15 protein-coding genes and 1 tRNA gene are annotated in these 22,147 nt (G+C 68.4%); 11 read left to right on the top strand and 5 right to left on the bottom strand.

From position 1 onward, the window contains the following. Window positions 1–3 precede the first annotated feature (3 nt). The 10 genes from topA (at window position 4) to AC1C2S_RS02270 (ending at window position 14,509) form a co-directional block, all read left to right on the top strand. Entirely contained in the window at window positions 4–2,808 is a 2,805-nt protein-coding gene (gene topA, locus AC1C2S_RS02315) for a type I DNA topoisomerase (protein WP_495350926.1), read from the top strand. Beyond that, on the top strand, window positions 2,805–3,425 hold the full coding sequence (gene tmk / locus AC1C2S_RS02310; protein ID WP_495350925.1) for a dTMP kinase: 621 nt from the start codon (window positions 2,805–2,807) through the stop codon (window positions 3,423–3,425). The genes topA and tmk overlap by 4 nt, the downstream gene beginning before the upstream one ends. 43 nt (window positions 3,426–3,468) lie before the next feature. Beyond that, window positions 3,469–4,689 carry a DNA polymerase III subunit delta' gene (locus AC1C2S_RS02305; protein ID WP_495350924.1) on the top strand — a complete coding sequence of 407 codons (1,221 nt, stop codon included), beginning with the start codon at window positions 3,469–3,471 and terminating at the stop codon, window positions 4,687–4,689. Continuing rightward, on the top strand, window positions 4,686–6,272 hold the full coding sequence (locus AC1C2S_RS02300) for an alpha/beta hydrolase (RefSeq protein WP_495350923.1): 1,587 nt from the start codon (window positions 4,686–4,688) through the stop codon (window positions 6,270–6,272). Before AC1C2S_RS02305 ends, AC1C2S_RS02300 begins: the two co-directional genes overlap by 4 nt. 79 nt (window positions 6,273–6,351) lie before the next feature. Then, window positions 6,352–6,424, top strand: a tRNA-Thr gene (locus tag AC1C2S_RS02295). A gap of 256 nt (window positions 6,425–6,680) precedes the next feature. After that, a complete protein-coding gene (locus AC1C2S_RS02290) occupies window positions 6,681–10,058 on the top strand; it encodes a DUF5979 domain-containing protein (RefSeq protein WP_495350922.1) in 3,378 nt (1,125 codons plus the stop codon). Between the two features lie 116 nt (window positions 10,059–10,174). After that, complete coding sequence (locus AC1C2S_RS02285; RefSeq protein WP_495350921.1) at window positions 10,175–11,158, top strand: Gfo/Idh/MocA family protein; 984 nt, start codon at window positions 10,175–10,177, stop codon at window positions 11,156–11,158. A gap of 67 nt (window positions 11,159–11,225) precedes the next feature. Then, entirely contained in the window at window positions 11,226–13,031 is a 1,806-nt protein-coding gene (locus tag AC1C2S_RS02280; protein ID WP_495350920.1) for a D-alanyl-D-alanine carboxypeptidase/D-alanyl-D-alanine-endopeptidase, read from the top strand. 105 nt (window positions 13,032–13,136) lie between these two features. Next, on the top strand, window positions 13,137–13,739 hold the full coding sequence (locus tag AC1C2S_RS02275) for an isochorismatase family protein (protein ID WP_495350919.1): 603 nt from the start codon (window positions 13,137–13,139) through the stop codon (window positions 13,737–13,739). Between the two features lie 2 nt (window positions 13,740–13,741). Further along, on the top strand, window positions 13,742–14,509 hold the full coding sequence (locus AC1C2S_RS02270; RefSeq protein ID WP_495353177.1) for an alpha/beta fold hydrolase: 768 nt from the start codon (window positions 13,742–13,744) through the stop codon (window positions 14,507–14,509). 91 nt (window positions 14,510–14,600) lie between these two features. Here AC1C2S_RS02270 and AC1C2S_RS02265 read toward each other — a convergent pair whose 3' ends face one another. Continuing rightward, window positions 14,601–15,806, bottom strand: coding sequence for a metallophosphoesterase family protein (locus AC1C2S_RS02265; protein ID WP_495350918.1), 1,206 nt, complete (start codon window positions 15,804–15,806; stop codon window positions 14,601–14,603). A 305-nt stretch (window positions 15,807–16,111) separates the two neighbouring features. Between AC1C2S_RS02265 and AC1C2S_RS02260 the strand changes: the two genes are divergently transcribed. Beyond that, window positions 16,112–17,044, top strand: coding sequence for an endonuclease domain-containing protein (locus tag AC1C2S_RS02260; protein WP_495350917.1), 933 nt, complete (start codon window positions 16,112–16,114; stop codon window positions 17,042–17,044). Window positions 17,045–17,115: 71 nt separating this feature from the next. Here AC1C2S_RS02260 and hpaD read toward each other — a convergent pair whose 3' ends face one another. The 4 genes from hpaD to AC1C2S_RS02240 are packed head-to-tail and all read right to left on the bottom strand — an operon-like array spanning window position 17,116 to window position 22,115. After that, entirely contained in the window at window positions 17,116–18,237 is a 1,122-nt protein-coding gene (gene hpaD, locus AC1C2S_RS02255; RefSeq protein ID WP_495350916.1) for a 3,4-dihydroxyphenylacetate 2,3-dioxygenase, read from the bottom strand. 41 nt (window positions 18,238–18,278) lie between these two features. Further along, a complete protein-coding gene (gene hpaE, locus AC1C2S_RS02250) occupies window positions 18,279–19,772 on the bottom strand; it encodes a 5-carboxymethyl-2-hydroxymuconate semialdehyde dehydrogenase (RefSeq protein ID WP_495350915.1) in 1,494 nt (497 codons plus the stop codon). A 23-nt stretch (window positions 19,773–19,795) separates the two neighbouring features. Beyond that, on the bottom strand, window positions 19,796–20,533 hold the full coding sequence (locus AC1C2S_RS02245) for a GntR family transcriptional regulator (RefSeq protein WP_495350914.1): 738 nt from the start codon (window positions 20,531–20,533) through the stop codon (window positions 19,796–19,798). A gap of 13 nt (window positions 20,534–20,546) precedes the next feature. After that, window positions 20,547–22,115 (bottom strand): fumarylacetoacetate hydrolase family protein, encoded by a 1,569-nt coding sequence (locus AC1C2S_RS02240; RefSeq protein ID WP_495350913.1) that lies wholly within the window; start codon window positions 22,113–22,115, stop codon window positions 20,547–20,549. Window positions 22,116–22,147 lie beyond the last annotated feature (32 nt).

The following is a 22,147-nucleotide window of genomic DNA, read 5'->3' as shown; positions in this document are numbered from 1 at the left end:
CTGGTGTCAGGCGCGAAAAAGCTGGTCATCGTCGAGTCACCGACCAAGATGAAGTCGATCGCCCAATATCTGGGTGACGGCTATCAGGTGCTCTCATCGGTCGGGCACATCCGCGACCTCATCGAGCCGAAGAACCTGCCCGCCGAGCTGAAGAAGGGCCCGCTCGGCAAGTTCTCGGTCGACGTCGACAACGGCTTCGAGCCGTACTACGTGGTGTCGGATTCGAAGAAGAAGACCGTCGCCGAGTTGAAGCGTGCGTTGAAAGACGCCGATGAGCTCCTGCTCGCAACTGATGAGGACCGCGAGGGTGAAGCCATCGCGTGGCATCTGCTGCAGGAGCTGAAGCCCAAGGTGCCCGTGCGCCGCATGGTCTTCCACGAGATCACGAAAGACGCGATCGAGAAGGCGAAAGACAACACTCGCGAGCTCGACACCGCCCTCGTCGACGCGCAGGAGACCCGGCGCATCCTCGACCGCATCTACGGCTACGAGATCTCGCCGGTGCTCTGGCGCAAGGTCGGGCCGGGACTGTCGGCCGGTCGCGTGCAGTCGGCGGCGACGCGACTCGTCGTCGACCGTGAGCGCGAGCGCCTCGCCTTCGTTGCGGCGGGCTACTGGGACCTCGCCGGGCGCTTCTCGGCCGAGGCATCCGACGGTTCGCCTTCGTTCGAGGCGAAGCTCGTGCGGCTTGGCGGTGAACGTGTCGCGACCGGCCGCGACTTCGACGACACGGGCAAGCTGAAGGGCAAGGCCGTCGTGCTCGACGAGGCGACCGCCGCCGCGCTCGTCACCGCACTCTCGGCCGATGCCGTCTCGCGCACCGTCTCGAAGGTCGAGTCCAAGCCCTACTCCCGCCGCCCGGCCGCGCCGTTCACGACGTCGACGCTGCAGCAGGAATCGGCTCGCAAGCTCCGCCTCTCGGCGCGTGACACGATGCGCGTGGCGCAGTCGCTCTACGAGAACGGCTACATCACTTATATGCGCACCGACTCGTCGTCACTCTCGCAGCAGGCCATCACCGCCGCCCGCGCGCAGGCGACGAAGCTCTACGGCGCCGACTCGATTCCCGACAAGCCCCGCGTCTACGCCAGCAAGTCGAAGAACGCGCAAGAGGCGCACGAGGCGATCCGTCCGTCGGGCGAGGTGTTCCGTACCCCCTCCGAACTGCAGAGCGCGCTCCGCGGCAGCGAGTTCAAGCTCTACGACCTCATCTGGAAGCGAACCGTCGCATCCCAGATGGCCGACGCGAAGGGCCAGACGGCCACCGTCACGATCGAGGTCGGGCCTACGGCAGCGGATGCTGCGGCTCCCGCCGAGGCATCCGTACCGGTCGGCGGAACACTCGCCGAGTTCACCGCGAGCGGCACCGTCATCACCTTCCGCGGCTTCCTCGCCGCATATGAAGAGAGCCGCGACGAAGAGCGCAACGCCGACGAGACGCCGGGCGAAGCCAAGCTGCCGCCGCTGAAGGAGGGCCAGTCGCTCGACATGGCCGACCTCGAGGCCAAGGGCCATGAGACGTCGCCGCCCCCGCGCTACACCGAGGCTAGCCTGGTCAAGCGACTCGAAGAGCTCGGCATCGGGCGCCCCTCGACGTTCGCATCGATCATCTCGACGATCCTCGACCGCGGGTACGTCACCCAGCGCGGTCAGGCACTCGTGCCGAGCTGGATCGCGTTCTCGGTCGTGCGGCTGCTCGAAGAGCACTTCGGCGACCTCGTCGAGTACGACTTCACCGCCGAGATGGAAGACGACCTCGACCACATCGCCGCGGGCGAGGCCGACCGTGTCGACTGGCTCTCGAGCTTCTACTTCGGCTCCGACAAGCACCGGGGCCTGCGCCAGGTCGTCGACAACCTCGGCGAGATCGACGCGCGCGAGATCAACTCCGTCGTCATCGCCCCCGACATCACGCTGCGAATCGGCAAGTACGGCCCCTACCTTGAGACGGTCGACGAGACGGCCGCGCCCGACGCGCCGCCCCGCCGAGTGAACCTGCCCGAGGGTCTCGCCCCCGACGAGCTCACCGAGGCGAAGGCCCGCGAGCTCATCGCTGCGCCGGTACAAGAGGCCCGGGTACTCGGGGTGAACCCCGAGAACGGCAAAGAGATCGTCGTGAAAGACGGGCGGTTCGGGCCGTACGTCACCGAGCTCGAGCCTGCGACCGAGCCCGCAGCAGTTCCCGAGACGGATGCCGCGGGATCCGTGGACCCCGTCACAGGCGAGGTGACCGACGCGCCGAAGCCGAAGGCGAAGCGCGCCGCGAAGAAGCCCGTCGCCGAGAAGCCGCGCACCGCGTCACTGTTCAAGGACATGCAGGTCGGAGAGATCGACCTCGACACCGCGCTGCAGCTCCTGAGCCTGCCGCGCGTCGTGGGCATCGACCCCGAATCCGGTGTCGAGATCACCGCCCAGAACGGTCGCTACGGTCCGTACCTGAAGAAGGGCACCGACACCCGCACGTTGCCGAGCGAAGACGCGATCCTCGAGATCGGCCTCGACGGCGCGCTCGAGCTGTTCGCCCAGCCGAAGTACGGCGCCCGTACGGCGTCGAGTGCCCTCAAGGAGTTCGAGGCAGACCCGGTGAGCGGCAAGCCCATCAAGGTGAAAGACGGACGGTTCGGCCCGTACGTCACCGACGGGACCACGAACGCGACCATCCCGCGTGCGGAGTCGGTGGAAGAGGTCACCTTCGAACGCGCCGTGGAGTTGCTGCAGATCAAGCGCGACAAGGGTCCGGCCGCGCCGCGCGCGAAGAAGGCTCCGGCCAAGCGTGCTCCCGCGAAGAAGGCAGCGGCCAAGAAGTGAGCGATGGGCTCTTCATCACCCTCGAGGGCGGCGACGGGTCTGGCAAGACCACGCAGGCCGAGCGCCTCGGAGTGTGGCTGGCCGATGAGGGCCGCTCCGTCGTGCGCACTCGCGAGCCCGGCGGCACCGACGTCGGTGTGGAGGTGCGCGAGATCGTGCTGCACCACCGCGGCGACATCGCGCCCCGCGCTGAGGCGCTGCTCTACGCTGCGGATCGAGCTCATCACATCGCGACCGTCGTGCGACCGGCGCTCGAGCGAGGCGACGTCGTCATCCAAGATCGGTACATCGACTCGTCGGTCGCATATCAGGGGGCGGGTCGCGTGCTCGACCCTGCAGCCGTGCGCGGGCTGTCCGAGTGGGCCACCGAGGGGCTCCTGCCCGACCTCACGATCCTGCTCGACCTCGACGCCGCCTCGGCTCGTACTCGACTCGACGGGGCGCGCACGCGCTACGACCGGCTCGAGGCCGAGGCATCCGAGTTTCACGACCGGGTTCGCGGGGCGTACCTCGAGCTCGCCGTCGCCGAGCCCGAGCGTTTCCTCGTCGTCGACGCCTCGTTGTCGGCCGACGAGATCGCCGTGGCGATCCGCGCACGCGTGGCCGGCCTCCTCTGAGCCGGCCGAGTCCGCAGTCGGCGGCTGACGGTAGCGTTGAGTCGTGAGTGTGTGGAGTGAACTGACCGGGCAGGATGCCGCGATCGCGCTGTTCCGCGCGGCGGCCGAGTCGGCCAGCGCCCCCACGGTCGCGCTGCCGCTCGAGAGCGACGAAGGCCGGGCGCCGACAGGCACGGCGGCCCAGCAGATGACGCACTCCTGGCTCGTCACCGGGCCGCCCGGCTCCGGTCGCTCGAACCTCGCGTACGCGTTCGCCACCGCGCTCATCTCGGGCGACCCCGACGGCGACGAGCGCACCCAGTCGCAGGTCGATGCGCGCAGCCACCCCGATCTGCACGTGCTCGCGACCGAGGGCGTCATCATCAAGCGCGATGACGTGCGCGACATCGTGCGCCGCTCGCACTATGCACCATCGATCGGGCGGCACCGGGTCATCATCGTCGAAGACGCCGACCGCATGACCGAGCAGACCTCGAACTTCCTGCTCAAAGAACTCGAAGAGCCGCCCGAGCGCACCGTGTGGATCCTGTGCGCCCCGAGCGAGGCCGACCTCATCCCCACGATCCGTTCGCGGGTGCGCTCGGTTCGGCTCCAAGTGCCGAGCGTCGCGGATGTCGCGGCTCTCCTCGAGCGCCGCGACGGCGTCGATCCCGTGCTCGCCGAACGCGCAGCGCGCGAAGCGCAGAGCCACATCGGCATGGCGCACCGGCTCGCGACCAACGACGAGGCGAGGCGTCGCAGGTCCGAGACTCTCGAGTTCGCGCTTGCGGTGCGGTCGACCTCTGGAGCAGTGGCGACGGCGGCACGGTTCATCGAGATCGCCGGCGAAGACGCCAAGGCGATCAGCGAGCTGCGCGATGCCGAAGAGCGGGCACATGCGCTGCACTCGCTCGGCGTTGCTCCCGGGCAGGCGGTGCCCAACGCGCTGCGCCCGCAACTGAAGGCCCTCGAAGACGACCAGAAACGCCGAGCGACCCGGAGCCTCCGTGACGGCATCGATCGCATCCTCGTCGACCTCGCGTCGCTCTACCGCGACATCCTGCTCATCCAGCTCGCCGCCGACGTGCCGCTCGTCAATCGTGAGCTCGAGGCGGGCATGCAGCGGGCCGCGACATCCGCGACGCCTGCGCGCACCCTCGCGACGCTCGACGCCATCCAGCTGGCGCGCACCCGCATCGACGGCAATGTGCAGCCGGCTCTCGCACTCGAGGCGATGCTCGTCTCCGCGATCCGACGACCGAACACTGAACGAGGGGCCGCATGACCGACACGCGTCACAACACCGCCAGACGACGCCGCGGCCCCGAGCCAGTCGAAGGAATGCCTCGTGGCATCCGTGCGCTCGCGATTGTCGGCGCCCTCGCGGCACTGCTCGCGCTGAGCGGCTGCGTGCCCTCGATGCTGAACGCCGAGCAGCCGGTCTCGACGCCGACAGGCGAAGAAGTCGACGCAGAGCTCGAGCCTTTCTACTCGCAGGTGCTGAAGTGGGAGCGCTGCGGCGATGACATGGGCTGCGCCACGGTGAAGGCGCCGCTCGACTGGAGCGATCCGGCGGCCGGCGAGACCGAGCTCGCTCTCGTGCGGCACGTCGCGACGGGTGACAAGATCGGCTCGCTGCTCGTGAATCCGGGCGGGCCCGGCGGCTCGGGCTACGACTTCGTGATGGATTCCCTCGACTACGCCGTCGGCAAACCTCTGCAGGAGCGGTACGACGTCGTCGGTTTCGACCCTCGTGGTGTCGGGCGCTCGGCAGGGGTGGTCTGCTATGACGCCGCCGAGATGGATGAGTACCTCTACGGCATCACGCCCGGCGAGCGGGGCAGCGACGAGTGGATCGCCGCGGCCGCGGCCATCGAGGCCGACTTCGGTCAGGCGTGCAGCGAGCAGACCGGCGAGCTGCTCGGCAACGTCGACACCGAGAGCGCCGCGCGCGACCTCGACCTGCTGCGCGCGGTGCTCGGAGACGAGAAGCTCAACTACCTCGGCTACTCCTATGGCACCTTCCTCGGCGCGACGTACGCCGAGCTCTACCCCGACAAGGTCGGGCGGCTCGTGCTCGACGGGGCGATCGACCCCGCGGCGAGCGAGTCCGAAGTCTCCCAAGCTCAAGCCGTCGGGTTCGAGAACGCCCTGAAAGCCTACCTCGAGTACTGTCTCTCGGGCACTGAATGTCCGTTCGACGGTACGGTCGACGAGGCCGCCGACGAGATCAGCCGGCTCCTGGCATCCGTCGACGAGAGCCCACTGCGCGGCACCGACGGCCGGCTCGTGGGCGCCGACACGCTCGTCACGGCGATCATCTACCCGCTGTACAGCGTCGACTCGTGGCCGTACCTGAACGACATGTTCGAGGCCGTGATGTTCGGCGACGCCGACATGGCACTCTCGTTCGCCGACGGCTACAACGGTCGGAGCGAAGACGGCACGTACCTCGACAATTCGGCCGAAGCGTTCAGCGCGGTCAATTGTCTCGACTACACCTACCAGTCCGACATCACGGTGATGCGCGAGAAGGCGGCCGCCGTGGCCGAGGTCGCGCCGATCATCGGGCCGTACTTCGGGTTCGGCGACCTCGGATGCATCAATTGGCCCTACCAAGGTGACCGCGAGCGGGCCGAGATCCACGCAGAGGGTGCGGCGCCGATCCTCGTCATCGGTACGACGGGCGACCCTGCAACGCCGTACGAGTGGGCCGTCGCCCTCGCCGAGCAGCTCGACAGCGGAGTGCTCGTCACCTACGAAGGCGAGGGGCACACGGCGTACAACAAATCGAACTCGTGCATCAATGACGTGGTCGAATCGTACTTGCTCGACGGCACCGTGCCGGCGAGCGATCCGAAGTGCTGATGGTGGTCATCGACGCCCGCGAAACCCGCTAACATTGATTCTCGTGCCAACCGGTGCGCTTCGAGCGCCCGGCTGCCACGCCGCCTTAGCTCAGTCGGCAGAGCGTCTCACTCGTAATGAGAAGGTCGTGGGTTCGATTCCCACAGGCGGCTCCGAGAGAAAGCCCCGCATTCCCTGGCCACGCGCCAGATGCGGGGCTTTCGTACTTGTTCGAACCTGTTGAGGTCGTCCCCTCCTGAGCCCCTCCCGACACGGCACCTGGAGGGGCTCGCGCCGCACCGCGACGCTGCCTCGATCACCCTGGCGGATATTGCGTATTTACGCGAGGGGGTGGACGCGGGGCGCTGCACTTTGGTGTACTGGGGTTGAACTCGGCCCGCAGAAGCGCCCAGGAAGGGATTTCTCGAAATGCCACGTTCACCCCGGTCGTTCCGTCGCACGGTGGCCGCGGCTGCCACCATCTTCCTGATCGGGTCGGGTGCCGTGGCGCTCGATGCGTCGCTCGCCGCCCCGGCGCACGCTGCGTACCCTGACACGTTCAACCCGTTCTCGATGAACGGCGGGTTCACGGTCTATGCGCGCGAGAACGCGCTGTTGGCGAACCAGGAGACGGAGGGGAGCATCGCCGTCGGCGGCACTGCGACGGTGCAGGGCTCCAGCGGTACGTACACGATCATCCATGTTGCCGCGGGCACCGGCGACTACACACTTCCCTCCGTGGACGGTGACCCCACCCGTTTCCTGGTCGGCAGCTACAGCCCGTCGAGCACCGGCATACTGGCGATCACCAGCGCCGGAACAAGCGACCCCGCACTCCAGGGCGACCTGAAGATGGTCGAGCGCGATGGCCCGTGGCGGCCCTTCGCCCGTGCCGACTGGATCCGGTTGAACACGAACCCGACGAATCCGGATCAGACGCCCCTCATCGACGCGACGCACCAGCAATACCCCGCCGACGCCGCGCCGCCGGCCGGCACGAGCGGCGACAACAGCATCTACACAGTGGACACAGCCTCCACAGCGGTCGCCGACTACGTCGAAGCGAATGCGGAGGCATCCTATGAAGCCGCCTCCGATTGCCTCGACGGTCTCGCTACGGAGGGGTATCCGGTCGGGGTGGCGGAGAACGTAGGCTCGCGGGTGGTGCTGGAACCGCTCAGTCCCGATCGGCCCAACATCGTGGACTACGCCGACATCGCTGGAACCGCGCTCATCCAGTTCTCCCCGGGGCCCACCCCGGGCGCGGCGAACCCGCTCATCATCCGCGTGCCCGCGGGAACGACGGAGGTGATCGGGACCCGCTCCGATCCGCAGGGCGCATACTCGCAGTACATCTTCTGGGATCTCTCCGCCCTCACCGGCGACGTCGCCGTCACGGCGGCCGAAGGAGGGCGGATCGACGGGTCGGTCTACGCGCCGACCGCTGATGTCACGGTGACTGCTGCGCCGCTCGACGGCCAGGTGCTCGGCCGGAATGTGACCGTCGGGGGCGGAGAAGTGCACTCGTTCATTTTCGCCGGCCAGATCAGGTGCCAGGCCGACAGCGGCGGCTTCGAGGTGCGCAAGACCTTGGAGGGGATCGACGAATCTGATCTGCCCGCAGGAACGACGTTCACCGTCAATTACACCGCGACGGACCCCGACGGCACAGTTGTCACGGGATCGATCGAGGTGCCTGCCGATGGAAGCCCGGTTGCCGGACTTTCGGAATTCCCGATCGGCACCGTGGTGCAGTTCGAGGAGATCACGCCCGAGAGCGCGCCCGGCTGGGAGTGGGGCACGCCGATCATCACGCCCAACCCGCTCACGGTCGGTGCGGGCAACGCGGAGATCGTCGTAACAAACGCGGCAACCGCCCAGACGGGCACGTTCAGCGTCTCGAAGGGCATCGAAGACCTGTCAGGCGGCGATGCCGGCGAGCCATCACAGGCGACGGTCCCGGTGAACTGGGTGGCGCTGAATGGCGGCGCGGAGATCGCGAGCGGCACCATGGACGTGCCCTTCGACGGGACGCCTGTCGAAGTCGGTCAGCAATTCCCCGTCGGAACGCGCATCGTCCTCACTGAGGACCTGTCGGGCATCGACCCGCCGCCCGGCTACGAGTGGTCGGGCGTCGGGTGGGAGCCGAGCCGTACCTTCGTGATCGACGAGGACGGCGCCGTGGTTGCCGTGAATCTCACGAACGCAATCTCTCTCTCCGAACGCGACCGCACCATCACCATCGTGAAGTCGGCCGAAGGAGAGGCCACCGATCCCGCGTACGAGTACACCGTCAGCTACAACACGGACCCGCCGGGCACACGCGCCACGCGCTCGCTTCCACACGGTGATCCCGAGCTGCTCGACGACATCGAGACGGGAGCGGACACGCTTCAGCTCGCGGAACTCCTTCCCACGCTCGACGGCATACCCGTGGACCCTGCAGGGTGGGCGCTCCCGGTCATCACGGTGACCATCGACGGGGTGGCGACGACCTACACCCCCGGGAACTTCGAGGGTGCAGGGCCACTTGAGACAGCCATCGTGGAGATCCCGCTTCCCGAGTCCGGCGACATCGCCATCGACGTCGCGAACGCCGTCGAGATGGGCACATTCGAGCTGTCGAAGGAGTTCGAGGACGTCTCGGGCGCCGACCTACCCGACGGCATGGAGTTCACCGTCGGATGGACCGCCACGACCCCATCGGGCGACGTGAGCAGCGGCACCATCCGCCTTCCCGCCGACGGTACGCCGGTGGGGCCGGTCGACGCGAACGGAGCACCGCTCACCTTCCCCTACGGCACAGTCGTTGCGTTCGAGGAACTCGGGCCCCCGCTCATCAACCGGATCCAATGGCAGGCCGCGACCTTCGACCCTGCCGACCTGGTGATCGGGGCCGACGGTGCGAGCACCGTCTCATCCACCCTCACCAACTCCGCTGACCTCGTCACCGGCACTTTCGAGGTCGCCAAGAATATCGAGGGCATCGACCCCTCCCAGCTGCTCGCCGACTCCTTCACCATCGAATACACCGCCTGGGCTCCCGACGAAGAAGTCGTCACAGGAAGCTTCGAGATCCCCGCCGACGGCACGCCGGCGGGTCCGACCAATGAAGCCGGGAGTGCACTGGTGTTCCCGATCGGCACGATCGTCCGCCTCGAGGAGGCGGAGCCGGATGCTGCGGCTCTCCCGCCGGGCTACGAGTGGGCCGAAACGACCTGGAGTCCCGGCAACACGATCATCGTAAGTTCGGGTGAGCCGGCTCTGCTGGAAGTCACGAACACGGTGGAGCAGTTCACCCGGTGGGCCGTGACGAAAACCATCCAAGGGGGCGGAGCGTCATCGATCCCGACCGGAACCGAGTTCCCCTTCGACTGGTGGTGGGACTACGAGCCCCAGACCCCGGTCGCCGTCCAAGAGGGCATCGTGCTCGTGTCACCGTGGTTCTCCGTCGGCTCCATCATCGAGGTGCGCGAGGGCGCCTTGCCCGGCATCCCCGGCGTCGAGTGGGGAACGCCGACCTGGATCGTCAACGGCGAGGCGCTCACACCCGATGCGGATGGGAAAGTCGTCCTCCCGATGTCGGTGACCGGAGAAGATGCCACCGCGGCATTGACGCTCACCAACGTCGCCGAGACGCTGAACTCCGCCGAGACGCGTCCGCTGGCTGCCACCGGGGCCGGGCTTTCGCCACTGGTCACCGGCGCCGCTTTCGCGATGATCGCCGGCGGTCTGGCACTCGCGCTCTCGCGGCGCCGCCCCGCGATCATCACGCCTCCAGGAAGTCGGCAACGCTCGCGGCCGTGAGATGCCGCGGGGGATGTGAACACAAGGACCTCCGAACGTCGGCGTCGGGGACGACCGCAGTTCCCAGAAACACGGTTGGGCAGGTGGCGAGTCGATCGCCGAATAAGCTGTCGCGTATGACGGAACGACTGCGATGGGGAATCCTTGCGACCGGCGGCATCGCCCATGCCTTCACCAATGACCTGAAGCTCAACGGATTCACCGTGCAAGCGGTGGGCTCGCGCTCGCAAGAGGGCGCCGACGCGTTCGCCGCGGAGTTCGGCATCCCGAACGCGCATGGCAGCTACGAAGGGCTCGTGGCAGACCCCCAGGTCGACGTGATCTACGTCTCCACGCCGCATCCGATGCACGCCGCGAATGCGACCCTCGCCCTCGAGGCAGGAAAGCACGTGCTCGTCGAGAAGTCGTTCACCGTCAACGCCGGTGAGGCGCGTGCGATCGCCGAACTCGCCGCCGCGAAGGGCCTGCTCGCGCTCGAAGCGATGTGGACGCGGTATCTGCCGCACATGGCGCGCATCCGCGAGATCATCGCCGAGGGCACCCTCGGTGAGGTGCGCTCGCTCGTCGCCGACCACACGCAGCTGCTCTCCGACGACCCGGCACACCGCATCAACGCGCTCGAACTCGGCGGTGGAGCCCTGCTCGACCTCGGCATCTACCCGATTTCGTTCGCGTGGGACGTCTTCGGCGAGCCCAGCACCATCCAGGCTTCGGCCACCTTCAAGCCGACGGGCGCTGACGCGCACATCGCTGCAGTCTTCGGTTACGAGGGCGGGCGCACGGCGGTCACGTTCTCGGCGAGCGATACGAAGGGCCCCAACACGGCGGTCGTGCTCGGCACCGCCGCCCGCATCGAGATCGACCACGTCTGGTACACGCCGACGACCTTCCGCGTCATCGCAGCCGACGGCACCGTGATCGAGGAGTACCACTCCGAGGTCACCGGGCGCGGCATGCAGTATCAGGCCGAAGCGGTCGAGCGTCTCGTCGCCTCAGGCAACCTGTCGGGTGACCTCCTGCCGATCGATGAGACCGTCGCGATCATGGCCTCGCTCGACGAGATCCGCCGGCAGATCGGGCTCGTCTACCCAGGGGAATGACTCGATCAGCGCGAGATTGCGGCGCACGATCAGGTTCTCTTGAGGAAGGCTCGCGTAGGATTCCCGGGTGATCGACGAGACGGATGCCGCAGGGGAGCCCCCTGACACAGGCGACCCGTCCAACGGCGCCGCCGAGCCTGCCGGCGAGTCTTCGGCGACCGAGTCTTCGCCGACTGATCCCTCGGCTGAGCCCTCGGCGACCGAGCCCTCGGTGACCGAGCCTTCGGCGACCGAGTCTTCGCCGACTGATCCGGCTGAGCGCTCGGCGACCGAAACTGCGGGTACCGAGTTCCTCGAGAGTGAGCTCGCGGCGACCGAGATCCTGCCTACCGAGATCCTCGATACCGAACTCGCGGCGACCGAGCTTCTGGCCGCCGAGCATCCGGATCCCACAACTCCCGTCGCCACGACTCCCACCGCTGAAAGCCGGCCTGCCGGCGCGCTGCCGACGAACGGCGTACTGACCACCATTGCGACGTTCGCACGCACGCACCGCATGCCGCTGATGATCGCGGGCGGCGTGCTCGCGTTCGGCCTGCTCGGGGCAGGCGCGGTCGCAGTCGGAGCGGCGAGCAACGGCGGCGGCGAGGCATCCGTTGCGCTCAGTGAGACGCCCACCCCGACGCCGACGGTCGATCCTGCGCGACCGGTACCGGCCGCGCAGGTCGCGGCGGCCCGGCTCCGCACCTGTTCGGTCGCCGATCGCGCGGCCGACGGGCGGCTCGCGAACTTCCAGGCGCACGTGATGAACGCGTCGACCGGTGAGGTGCTCTACGACCGGGGCGGCACGACCGCCTCGCGCACCGCGAGCGTCATGAAGGTGCTGACCTCGGCCGCCGCGCTATCGGTGCTGGGCCCCGACTACCGTGCCGCGACGACGGTCGTGAAGGGTGCAGAGCCCGGATCCGTCGTACTCGTCGGTGGCGGCGACGTCACCCTCTCCCGCACTCCGAGCGGCACCGAGACCGTGTACCCGGGGGCTGCGCACCTCGACGAGCTCGCGGCACAGGTGAAGGCCGCGTGGGCGGCCGACCCTTCGAACCCGCCGCTGACGAAGCTCATCCTCGACGCGAGCTACTTCGGCGGCGACGAGTGGGAGCCGAGCTGGGCGATCAAGGAGCGCGAAGACGGCTACATGGCGAACGTCGCCGCGCTCATGGTCGACGGCGACCGCGACAACCCCGGTGCGAACACCTCGTGGCGCAGCGCCGACCCGGTGAACCGTGCCGGCGAGGCATTCGCGAGCGAGCTCGGTGGCATCAGCGTCGTCGAACGCGGCACCGCCCCCGGCGGCGCCCAGCAGCTCGGTCAGGTGCAGTCGCCGACCGTCGCGCAGATCGTCGACAAGGCGCTCGTCGTCTCGGACAACACCGCGGCCGAGATGCTCGCCCGGCTCGTCGCGATCGAGACCGGCTCGGGCAACACCTTCGGCGCCATCAACGCCGGTGTGCTCCAGGGCCTTGCGGGCTACGGCGTCGACACGACGGGCATCACGATCGTCGACGGTTCGGGGCTCTCCGACAACAACGCCGTGCCGCCGTCGTATCTCACCCAGCTGTTCGTGAAGATCAACGCGCGCGAGGGCAACCTCGGTGTACTCATGGACGGACTGCCCGTCTCGGGCGGGCGAGGTTCCCTGAGTTACGACGACCGGTTCTCGGGCGACAACTCGGTCGCCGACGGTGCCGTTTCGGCCAAGACCGGGTGGATCGACACCGGCTACACGCTTGCGGGCGTGGTGCGCGCGCAAGACGGCTCCACGCTGACCTTCGCGATCTACGCCCTCGGCGACGTCTCCGACGACGCGAAGCAGGCGATCGACACGCTCACGACCGGGTTCTTCCTCTGCGGCGACAACCTCTCCAATCAGTGATCGCCGGCTTCGCTCAACGCTGAACTTCGGCGGCTCGAGGCCGACACTGGGAGAATGGTCTCGGCGGCCGAATCGAGCCGTGATCGACGTGCGAAGGAGCGAGCCATGACCAGGGCCCTGTTCATCATCGACGTGCAGAACGACTTCACCGAGGGCGGCGCGCTCGGCGTCGACGGCGGGGCTGCGGTCGCCGCCGGCATCACCCGCCTGCTCACACAGCATCAGGGCGATTACGAGCTCGTCGCGGCATCCCGAGACTGGCATTCGGGCGATTCCGACAACGGAGGCCATTTCGCCGTCGACGCCGAACCCGACTTCGTCGACACTTGGCCGGTGCACTGCGTCGCCGACACACCAGGGGCCGAGTATCACCCCGACTTCGACACCTCGGGTGTGCATGTGCACATTCGCAAGGGTCAGGGCGTGCCCGCGTATTCGATCTTCGAAGGCACGGATGACGCGGGGGCGACCGTGAGCGAAGTGCTCGTCGCCCGTGGCGTGACCGAGATCGACATCGTGGGCCTCGCCACCGACTACTGCGTGCGGGCCAGTGCACTCGATGCGGTCGAGCACGGCCAGCGCGTGCGGATCTTCACCGACCTCGTGGCAGGTGTCGCACCCGAGTCGTCGGAGGCCGCGCTCGCCGAACTCGGCTATGCCGGCGCCGTCATCACGGAATCCACGGCGCTCGACGAGGCCGCGCGGTGAGCATGGCCGGCGCCGTACCGTCGCCGACCCTCTACGCCGAGTCTCCCGATGGGGTGCTCATCGGGTATCGCGTGCGCGGCGCGGCCGCCGGGTTGCCACCGGTGCTGCTCGTGCACGGCTTCGCCTCCGACGCCGCAGTCACCTGGGAGGGCACGGGCTGGGTCCGGGCGCTCGAAGATGCCGGACGAGCGACGATCACCCTCGACCTCCGCGGTCACGGCGAGAGCGACAAGCCGGTCGACGCTGATTCGTACGCGCCCGAACGGCTGGGAGCGGACCTGATCGCCGTGCTCGACTCCGCGGGGGTCGACGAGGTCGACGTCATCGGGTACTCCATGGGCAACCGGGTCGTCTCGGCGTTCGCCGCGAGCGCGCCCGAGCGCGTACGCCGAGTCGTCATCGGCGGCGCAGGGCCGAGCGAACTCTTCGCCTCATGGGATCTCGACGAGGTGCGGGCTGTGTTGCTGCGCGACGAGCCTTCGGTGAACCCGCTCATCGAGCAGGTGCTCCGGCCCGCGATCACGGCAGGCGCCGACCGAGAGGCGCTCCTTGCCGTCATCGAGGGTGTGTCGGGTGCGCCGCTGTCGATTCCCGGCGGCATCCCGGTGCTCTTCGTCGCGGGTGAGAACGACCCCGTGCCCGTGGGTGCCCGGGAACTCGCGCTCGACTGGGACGCGGACTTCGTGTCGATCCCCGGCCGCGACCACGTCTCGACGCTCACGGCGCGGGCGTTCAAGAACGCCGCGATCGGCTTCCTCGCCAACGCCTGATGCAGGGCGGGGCCCTCGCTCCGTCACGATGCGAGGCACCTGATGCGGGGCGGGGCCGCCGCCCCGCCCCGCATCGTGACCGGGTCGAAGCTCAGATCGCAGCCTGCTTCGGCGCGAGGGGCGTCGGCTCCATCGGCTGGTCGTCCGCGGTCAGGTCGATGCCGAAGTCGCGTGCGTAGACGACCCGCGTGTCGATCGTGACGTTGGCACCGGCTTGCGTGAGCTCGAAGACGCGGCCGCCGCGCATGCGGTTGCGCTCCGCGCCCGGCAGCCCGTAGGCGCCGAAGCCCGTGCCCGGCGCGTAGCCGAGCAGCACGCCGTAGTAGTTGCCGACATAGTCGTTGACATGGTCGTGACCGACGAACACGCCCTTGACGTCGCCGCGCTCGAGAATCGCGTTGTACATGCCCGAGTTGAAGGGCCCGGGGCACTCGTCTTCGTTGCGCTCGCCGACGATGCCGTGACGGGCGAGGCCGCGCGCGGCATCCACTTCGGTGCGGGTGTCGACGCCGCCCCACCACATGAAGCGGTGCTCCCAGAGCGCGATGTGGATGAACATCAGGCCCGGAACCTTGCGCTTGAACTTCTTCTCGAGCCGCTGAGACTCGTTGCGGTACCACGACACCTGGTCCATGCGCAGCCAGTCCCACGTGGGATAGCCGTCGAAGTTCTGGCCGTCGATATCGCCCGGCGCGTAGCGCCCCGAGTCGAGGAGCCACAGGCTGAAGGCCGTGTCGTCGCGGCGGCCGGCCGTGCGGATCGGCACGATCGTGTTGCCGGTGCCTGTGACACCGGCGATGTTCTCGGCGTTCATGTTGAAGTCATAGCTGCGGTAGAAGTCGAGCATCATCGCTTCGTTCACGCCCGACTGAGGCAGCGAGTCCTCGTCGTGGTTGCCATAGGTGACGGCCCACGGGATGCCGCGGCTCTCCATGGGCCAGACGACGTTGTTGATCGCCTGCTTCACCGCGAGTCGGGTCTCGCAGCCGCCGGTGATGACATCGCCGTTGATGAGCACAAAATCGGGCTGCTCGGCGTCGAGGGTCGTCTCGATGAGCTCGACGGTGCGCCGGTCGGTCAGCTCGTCGTCTTGCGTGTCGTTGAACTGCACGACCTTGAAGGTGCCGTCGTCGTGGAAGCGCAGTTTCGGCGCCTTCGGCCGCGGGCGGCCCGAAGTCGTCCGCAGCTCGTCGTCGTTGGTCTCGGCGTGGGCCACGGTCGGCAGGGCGGCACCGATCACGCCGAGTCCTCCCGCGGTGAGGATCGTTCGGCGGCTGATGGGCAACTTCTCTGGCATCTGTCGATCTCCTGTCGTCGGCGGCGGGCGCTGAGGGCGCGCGCCGCGACCGACGCTAGGGAGCGCGGATGTCCCGTTGGAGACGAGCAGGTGAACGAGAAGACGGTGGAGCCGACCCGAACTCCGGATCGAAGCTGCGACTTGCCGTGTCTCGTGATGCTGACCCCGCGCGTCGCGGTCCTGCTCCGGAGTTGTGCACGGGGGCCTTCCCGCCACTCGGCCTCCACAGGGGCGGATCTGTCAGGGGCCGGCACCGGGGTGCGGCTGGCGGCGGATGCATCGGCGGACGCCGTCATGCTCGGGCCATGGTCGATGCTCGAGATGTCGTGCGTACGTTCGGCGGACTCTGCGCGGCGGCCGATCTGCTCGCGGCCGGACTGAGCCGTCGCGCCATCACCGCCGCGCTCGAACGAGGTGAGATCGAGCGCGCCCGTCGCGGCGCGTTCGTGGAACCGGCCCTGCCCGCACCCGCCAAGCGTGCAGTGCGGGTGGGCGGCCGACTCGCCTGCATCTCTGCCGCACGTCTTCATGGGCTGCGGGTGCTCACTGATGCCTCCGAACTGCACGTTCACGTCGGACCTCATGCGACACGCCTGCGCGATCCCGATGACCGGTCGAGGCCGGTTCGTGTGGCAGAGGCGGGCGGGCGCGTGCGGTTGCACTGGGAGCAGCACCGGCCGGCGAACGGCGTCATCGTGTCGCTCGAGGACTGCCTCGCCGAGATGCTCGCCTGCGTGCCCGAGCTGGATGCGCTGTGCGCGCTCGATTCCGCACGGGAGCTGGTCGACTGGAGGTCGGAGAGACCGCAACTCCTCGACGACCTCGGCTTCGCTCGGCTCCTCGAGCGACTGCCCGGCTCACTGCAACGGATCGCGCGACGTTCGAGTCCGAGCAGTCAGGCCGTTGCTGAGACGGTCGCGCGCGAGAGATTCCGCGTCGCCGGGATCCCGGCGACGCCGCAGGTAGCGTTGCCCGGCGGATTCTGGGCGGACTTCCTCATCGGCGAACGGCTGATCTTCGAGGTCGACGGGGAGGGGCCGCACTCTCAGCCCGGCGCGTTCGACCGCGACCGAAGCCGGTGGGCATGGCTGAAGGCGATCGGCTATACGCACATCTCGTTCAGCCACCGGCAGGTGCTCCACGAGTGGGAGTCGGTCGAGACCGCGATCCGACTGCTGATGGTGCGTGGAGTGCATCTCGCGGCGGGTGCTGTGCGCAACTCCGGATTCGGCGGGTGACACGCCGCATGATGCGCGCGAGGAACCGCGTGTCCTGCGGCCGATCCGGAGTTCTGCACAGCAGCAGGGCGCTACAGGGTGTGACCGAGCTTGAAGCCCTGCGCTTCGTCATCTTTGCGGGTGTACGAGAAGCCGTCGGCGCCGATCGTGACCTCCATCTCGGAGTCGTCGGTGCGGGCGACCACGGGCTTCGGGTTGCCGTCGAGGTCGAGCACCAGCGAGGCATCCGTGTACCAACTCGGCACGACGGGGTTGCCCCACCAGTCGCGTCGCTGGTTGTCGTGCACATCCCAGGTGACGACGGGGTTGTCGGGGTCGCCTGTGTAGTAGTCCTGCGTGTAGATCTCGACGCGGTGGCCGTCGGGGTCGCGCACGTACAGGTAGAACGCGTTCGAGACGCCGTGGCGGCCGGGGCCGCGCTCGATGACGTCGCTCATGCGCAGTGCGCCGAGCTTGTCGCAGATCGCGATGATGTTGTGCTTCTCGTGGGTGGCGAACGCGACGTGGTGCATTCGGGGGCCGTCGCCACCGGTCATGGCGGTGTCGTGCACCGTGGGCTTCCGGCGCATCCAGGCCGCATACGTCGTGCCGTGTTCGTCTTGAATGTCTTCGGTGACGCGGAAGCCAAGGTCTTCCATGTACTTCACCGCCCTGGGCACGTCGGGAGTGACCTGGTTGAAGTGGTCGAGGCGCACGAGGGCGCCCGGCGTGTAGAGGTCGTAGCGCCACGAGAGCCGCTCGACGTGCTCGACGTCGTAGAAGAACTCGTACGGGAAGCCGAGCGGGTCTTCGACGCGCACCGAGTCGCCGATGCCCTTGGTGTAGCCCTCGGGGCGGCGCTCGACGCGGCAGCCGAGCTCTTCGTAGAAGGCGACCGCGTGGTCGAGGTCTTCAGGCGTGCGCACCCGGTAGCTGAATGCGGCGACCGCGGCGACCGGGCCCTTGCGCAGCACGAGGTTGTGGTGGATGAACTCCTCGAAGGAACGCAGGTAGACGGTGTTCTCGTCCTCTTCGGTGACGATGAGGTCGAGCACGTCGACGTAGAAGCGGCGCGAGGCATCGAGGTCGGTGACGACGAGTTCCATGTACGCGCAGCGCACGATGTCGGGCGGGGTCGCCTCTGGGGTCGGGATGCGGTTCACCGGGGCGGGGATCGGGTCGGTGGCCGTCACGATGGGTTCGGGGAGTTGCATGTCAGCGTCCTTGCTCGAGATGTGTGAGGGGCGGGGCGGCCTCAGCCGCGGCCGAAGCGCGGCGAGTGCGCCTGGTTCAGTGTGATGTGCACGGCCTGCTGGTCGGTGTAGAAGTCGATCGAGCGGTAGCCGCCCTCGTGCCCGAGACCCGACGCCTTGACGCCGCCGAACGGGGTGCGCAGGTCTCGCACGTTGTTCGAATTCAGCCACACCATGCCCGCCTCGACCGACTGGGCGAAGTTGTGGGCGCGCTTCAGGTTGTTCGTCCAGATATAGGCGGCGAGGCCGTAGCGGGTGTCGTTCGCGAGCGCGAGCGCCTCTTCATCGGTGTCGAACGGGGTGATCGCGACGACGGGCCCGAAGATCTCCTCCTGGAAGATGCGGGCGTCAGGCGGGACATCCGCGAACACCGTCGGTGCGACATAGTTGCCGGTCGGCAGGCCGGCCGGCCGGCCGCCGCCCGCGACGAGCCGCCCCTCGCCCTTGCCGAGCTCGACGTAACTCATGACCTTGTCGTAGTGCTCGGGGTGCACGAGCGCGCCCACCTCGGTCTTCGGGTCGTGCGGGTCGCCGACCACGATGTTCTTCGCGCGTTCGGCGTACCGAGCGACGAAGTCGTCGTAGATCGGCCGCTCGACGAGCACGCGCGAGCCCGCTGTGCAGCGCTCGCCGTTGAGGGAGAACACCCCGAACACGGTGGCATCGAGCGCGTCGTCGAGATCGGCGTCGGCGAACACGACGGCGGGCGACTTGCCGCCGAGCTCCATCGAGAGCCCCTTCAGGAACGGCGCGGCGTTGCCGAAGATGATCTGGCCGGTGCGGCTCTCACCGGTGAAGGAGATGAGCGGCACATCCGGATGCTTCACGAGCGCGTCGCCCGCCTCCTCGCCGAGCCCGTTGACGAGGTTGAAGACGCCGTCGGGCACGCCGGCCTCGCGGAAGATCTCGGCCCAGAGCGATGCCGACAACGGCGTGAACTCGGCCGGCTTCAGCACGACCGTGTTGCCGGTCGCGAGCGCCGGGGCGAGCTTCCACGACTCGAGCATGAACGGCGTGTTCCACGGGGTGATGAGGCCTGCGACGCCGATCGGCTTGCGGTTCACGTAGTTCACCTGGCGGCCGGGCACCTTGTACGTGTCGTCGCGCTGGGCGACGATCAGGTCGGCGAAGAAGCGGAAGTTCTCGGCGGCGCGCTGCGCCTGGCCGAGCGCCTGCGTGATCGGCAGGCCCGTGTCGAAGGTCTCGAGTTCGGCGAGACGCGCGTCGCTCGCCTCGACGAGGTCGGCGACCTTGTGCAGCACGCGCGAGCGTTGGCGAGGCAGCATCCGCGGCCAGAGCCCCTCGGTGAAGGCGCGTCTCGCGGCGGCGACGGCGAGGTCGATGTCGGCCTGCTGGCCGGCTGCGGCCTGCACGTAGGTCTCGTTCGAGACCGGGTCGAGCACGTCGAACGTCTCGCCGCCGTCGGAGTCGACGAACTCGCCGTCGATGAAGTGGCGGATGCGGTCGGGCAGGCCCTCGGGGATGTGGTGGGTCATGGTGATTCCTTCGTGTTCGAGCCTCAGGCGGTCGCGTCGACCGCGCGGGCTTCGGAGGCGGTGGAGTCGGTTGGGGCAGCGGATGCCGCGGCATCCGTCGAGCCCGCGGCTTTGTGCTTCGACTGGTGGGCGAGCACTGCGTCGAGCGTCGCGGTGCGATGGCTGCGAGCCGCGAGTTCGATCTCGAGCGGGTCGGCTCCCGACTCGATGAGCGCGACAATGCGTTCGTGCTCGTCGACCGACTCGTGGGCTCGGCCCGGCACGAAGCTGAACGAGGAGTCGCGGAGCACCTTCATGCGGTTCCACCCGCGGTACACGAGGTCGAGGATGTGCGGGTTCGTGCACTCCTCGAAGAGCACCGCGTGGAACTCGAGATTGAGCTCGGTGAAGCGGTGCGGGTCGAAGTCGTCGAGCGTGCGCCGCATCCGTTCGTTGATCGCTCGCGCTCGCCGAAGGTGCTCGGCCGTGAGATGCGGCGCCGACAGTGAGGTGGCTGCCCCCTCGACGAGGGCGAGCGTCTGCATGGTGTGCAGGTACTCGGTCTCCTCGATGAGCGCGACCTGCGCGCCGACGTTGCGTTCGAAGGTGACGAGCCCTTCCGCCTCGAGGCGCCGGATCGCTTCGCGCACCGGAACGACGCTCACCTCGAGTTCGGAGGCAATCTGGCCGAGCACGAGCCGGAAGCCGGGCACATAGCGGCCGTCATCGATGCGCTCGAGCAGGAACCGGTAGGCGAGTTGCGATTTGCTCTCGGCGTTCATCGGTCTTCGCCGGTCACTGGGCCGGTGCCCGAGATGGCTGAGCAGCGGCGTCGTACCTGGCGCGCCAGTCGGCGTTCATGGGGAAGAGTCCGTCGACGGATGCCCCGCCGGCGACCTGCTCGGCGACCCACGTCTCCTGCCGCTCCTGCTCGACGGCCTCGGCGACGACCTCCTCGACGAGTTGCGGCGGGATCACGATGACGCCGTCGCCGTCGCCGACGATGATGTCGCCCGGCTGCACGGCGGCGCCGCCGCACGCGATCGTGACGTCGACCTCCCAGGGCACGTGCTTGCGGCCGAGCACGCTCGGGTGCGGGCCCTGCGAGAACACCGGGATCTCGAACCCCGCGACGGCGTCGAAGTCGCGCACGCCGCCGTCGGTGACGATGCCCGCAGCACCACGCACCTGCGCACGGAGTGCGAGCACGTCGCCGACCGTGCCGGTGCCGCGCTCGCCGCGGGCCTCGACGACGAGCACTTCGCCCGGGGCGACGGTGTCGAAGGCGAGCTTCTGCGCGTTGAACCCTCCGCCGTGGCTCGCGAAGAGGTCGGGGCGGAACGGGATGAATCGCAGCGTCTTCGCGCGGCCGACGATGCGGTCGCCGGGATGGTTCGCCGTGACGCCCTCGATGAAGATGTCGTGGTAACCGCGCTTGCGCAGGGCGACCGAGAGGGTGGCGACGGCGACGCCGGCGATCGCGGCCTTCAGCTCGCCAGTCAGCTCGAACCGATCGTGCCCCGAGCCTGTCGTGCTCCCTGAGCCGGTCGAAGGGAGCCGTTCGGCGACGTCCGCTTCCGCCGGCTCTGCGAGCGGAGAACTCGCTCGCCCGGCGGCGACGGCCGCGGCGAGCTCCGCCTCGGAGCCCCAAGCCTCGACCCGCTGAAGATCGTCGACGGCGGGCTGCGCGCCGAAGTCGCCGAACGGTGCGTCGCCCGCAGTCACGGTGGTCACGAGTCGGCCGGTGCTGGGAGCGCCCGCGGCATCCGGCGCATCGACCTCGACCTCGACCACATCGCCCGGCACGACGACGGAAGAGCCTGCGGGCGTTCCGGTGAGGATCACGTCGCCGGTCTCGAGGGTCATGTGCTGCGAGAGGTCGGCGACGAGCCGGCCGAACGGGAAGAGCAGTGCAGCGCTCGTGTCGTCTTGCACGAGTTCGCCGTTGACCCAGGTGCGAACGCGCAGCCCGTTGGGTGACACGGACGCCGCGGGGATCATCCCCGGGCCGAGCGGCGTGAAGCCGTCGCCGCCCTTCGAGCGCACATTCGAACCCTTGTCGGCGGCGCGCAGGTCGTAGAGGCCGAAGTCGTTGGCAGCGGTGACGGATGCGACGTGGCGCCAGCCGTCGTCGGGGGAGACGCGCCGTGCGGGCTCGCCGATGACGAGTGCGATCTCGCCCTCGAAGGCGAGCAGCTCGGTGCCCGCCGGGCGTTCGATCGTGCCTCCGGTCGCCGCGATCGAGGATGCCGGCTTCAGGAAGTAGCTCGGTTGCGCCGGAGTACGACCGCGCTGCTCGGCTCTCGAGCGGTAGTTGAGATGCACGGCGATGATCTTGCCCGGGGTGGTGGATTCGTCGGTCATTGACGCCCTCGTCTCTCAATATCTGAAATCAT

The organism is Agromyces sp. Y782 (assembly GCF_059445405.1).
Note: the sequence above shows the minus strand (reverse complement) of the source record. Positions and strands in the feature narration are given on the sequence as shown.

What these genes read in the sequence shown, in the direction of transcription:
- hpaE (WP_495350915.1), bottom strand. Translation starts at nt 19,772, where the DNA reads ATGACCCACCACATCCCCGAGGGCCTGCCCGACCGCATCCGCCACTTC.
- hpaD (WP_495350916.1), bottom strand. Translation starts at nt 18,237, where the DNA reads ATGCAACTCCCCGAACCCATCGTGACGGCCACCGACCCGATCCCCGCC.
- AC1C2S_RS02290 (WP_495350922.1), top strand. Translation starts at nt 6,681, where the DNA reads ATGCCACGTTCACCCCGGTCGTTCCGTCGCACGGTGGCCGCGGCTGCC.
- AC1C2S_RS02245 (WP_495350914.1), bottom strand. Translation starts at nt 20,533, where the DNA reads ATGAACGCCGAGAGCAAATCGCAACTCGCCTACCGGTTCCTGCTCGAG.
- AC1C2S_RS02265 (WP_495350918.1), bottom strand. Translation starts at nt 15,806, where the DNA reads ATGCCAGAGAAGTTGCCCATCAGCCGCCGAACGATCCTCACCGCGGGA.
- AC1C2S_RS02300 (WP_495350923.1), top strand. Translation starts at nt 4,686, where the DNA reads ATGACCGACACGCGTCACAACACCGCCAGACGACGCCGCGGCCCCGAG.
- AC1C2S_RS02270 (WP_495353177.1), top strand. Translation starts at nt 13,742, where the DNA reads ATGGCCGGCGCCGTACCGTCGCCGACCCTCTACGCCGAGTCTCCCGAT.
- AC1C2S_RS02260 (WP_495350917.1), top strand. Translation starts at nt 16,112, where the DNA reads ATGGTCGATGCTCGAGATGTCGTGCGTACGTTCGGCGGACTCTGCGCG.
- AC1C2S_RS02285 (WP_495350921.1), top strand. Translation starts at nt 10,175, where the DNA reads ATGACGGAACGACTGCGATGGGGAATCCTTGCGACCGGCGGCATCGCC.
- AC1C2S_RS02275 (WP_495350919.1), top strand. Translation starts at nt 13,137, where the DNA reads ATGACCAGGGCCCTGTTCATCATCGACGTGCAGAACGACTTCACCGAG.
- AC1C2S_RS02240 (WP_495350913.1), bottom strand. Translation starts at nt 22,115, where the DNA reads ATGACCGACGAATCCACCACCCCGGGCAAGATCATCGCCGTGCATCTC.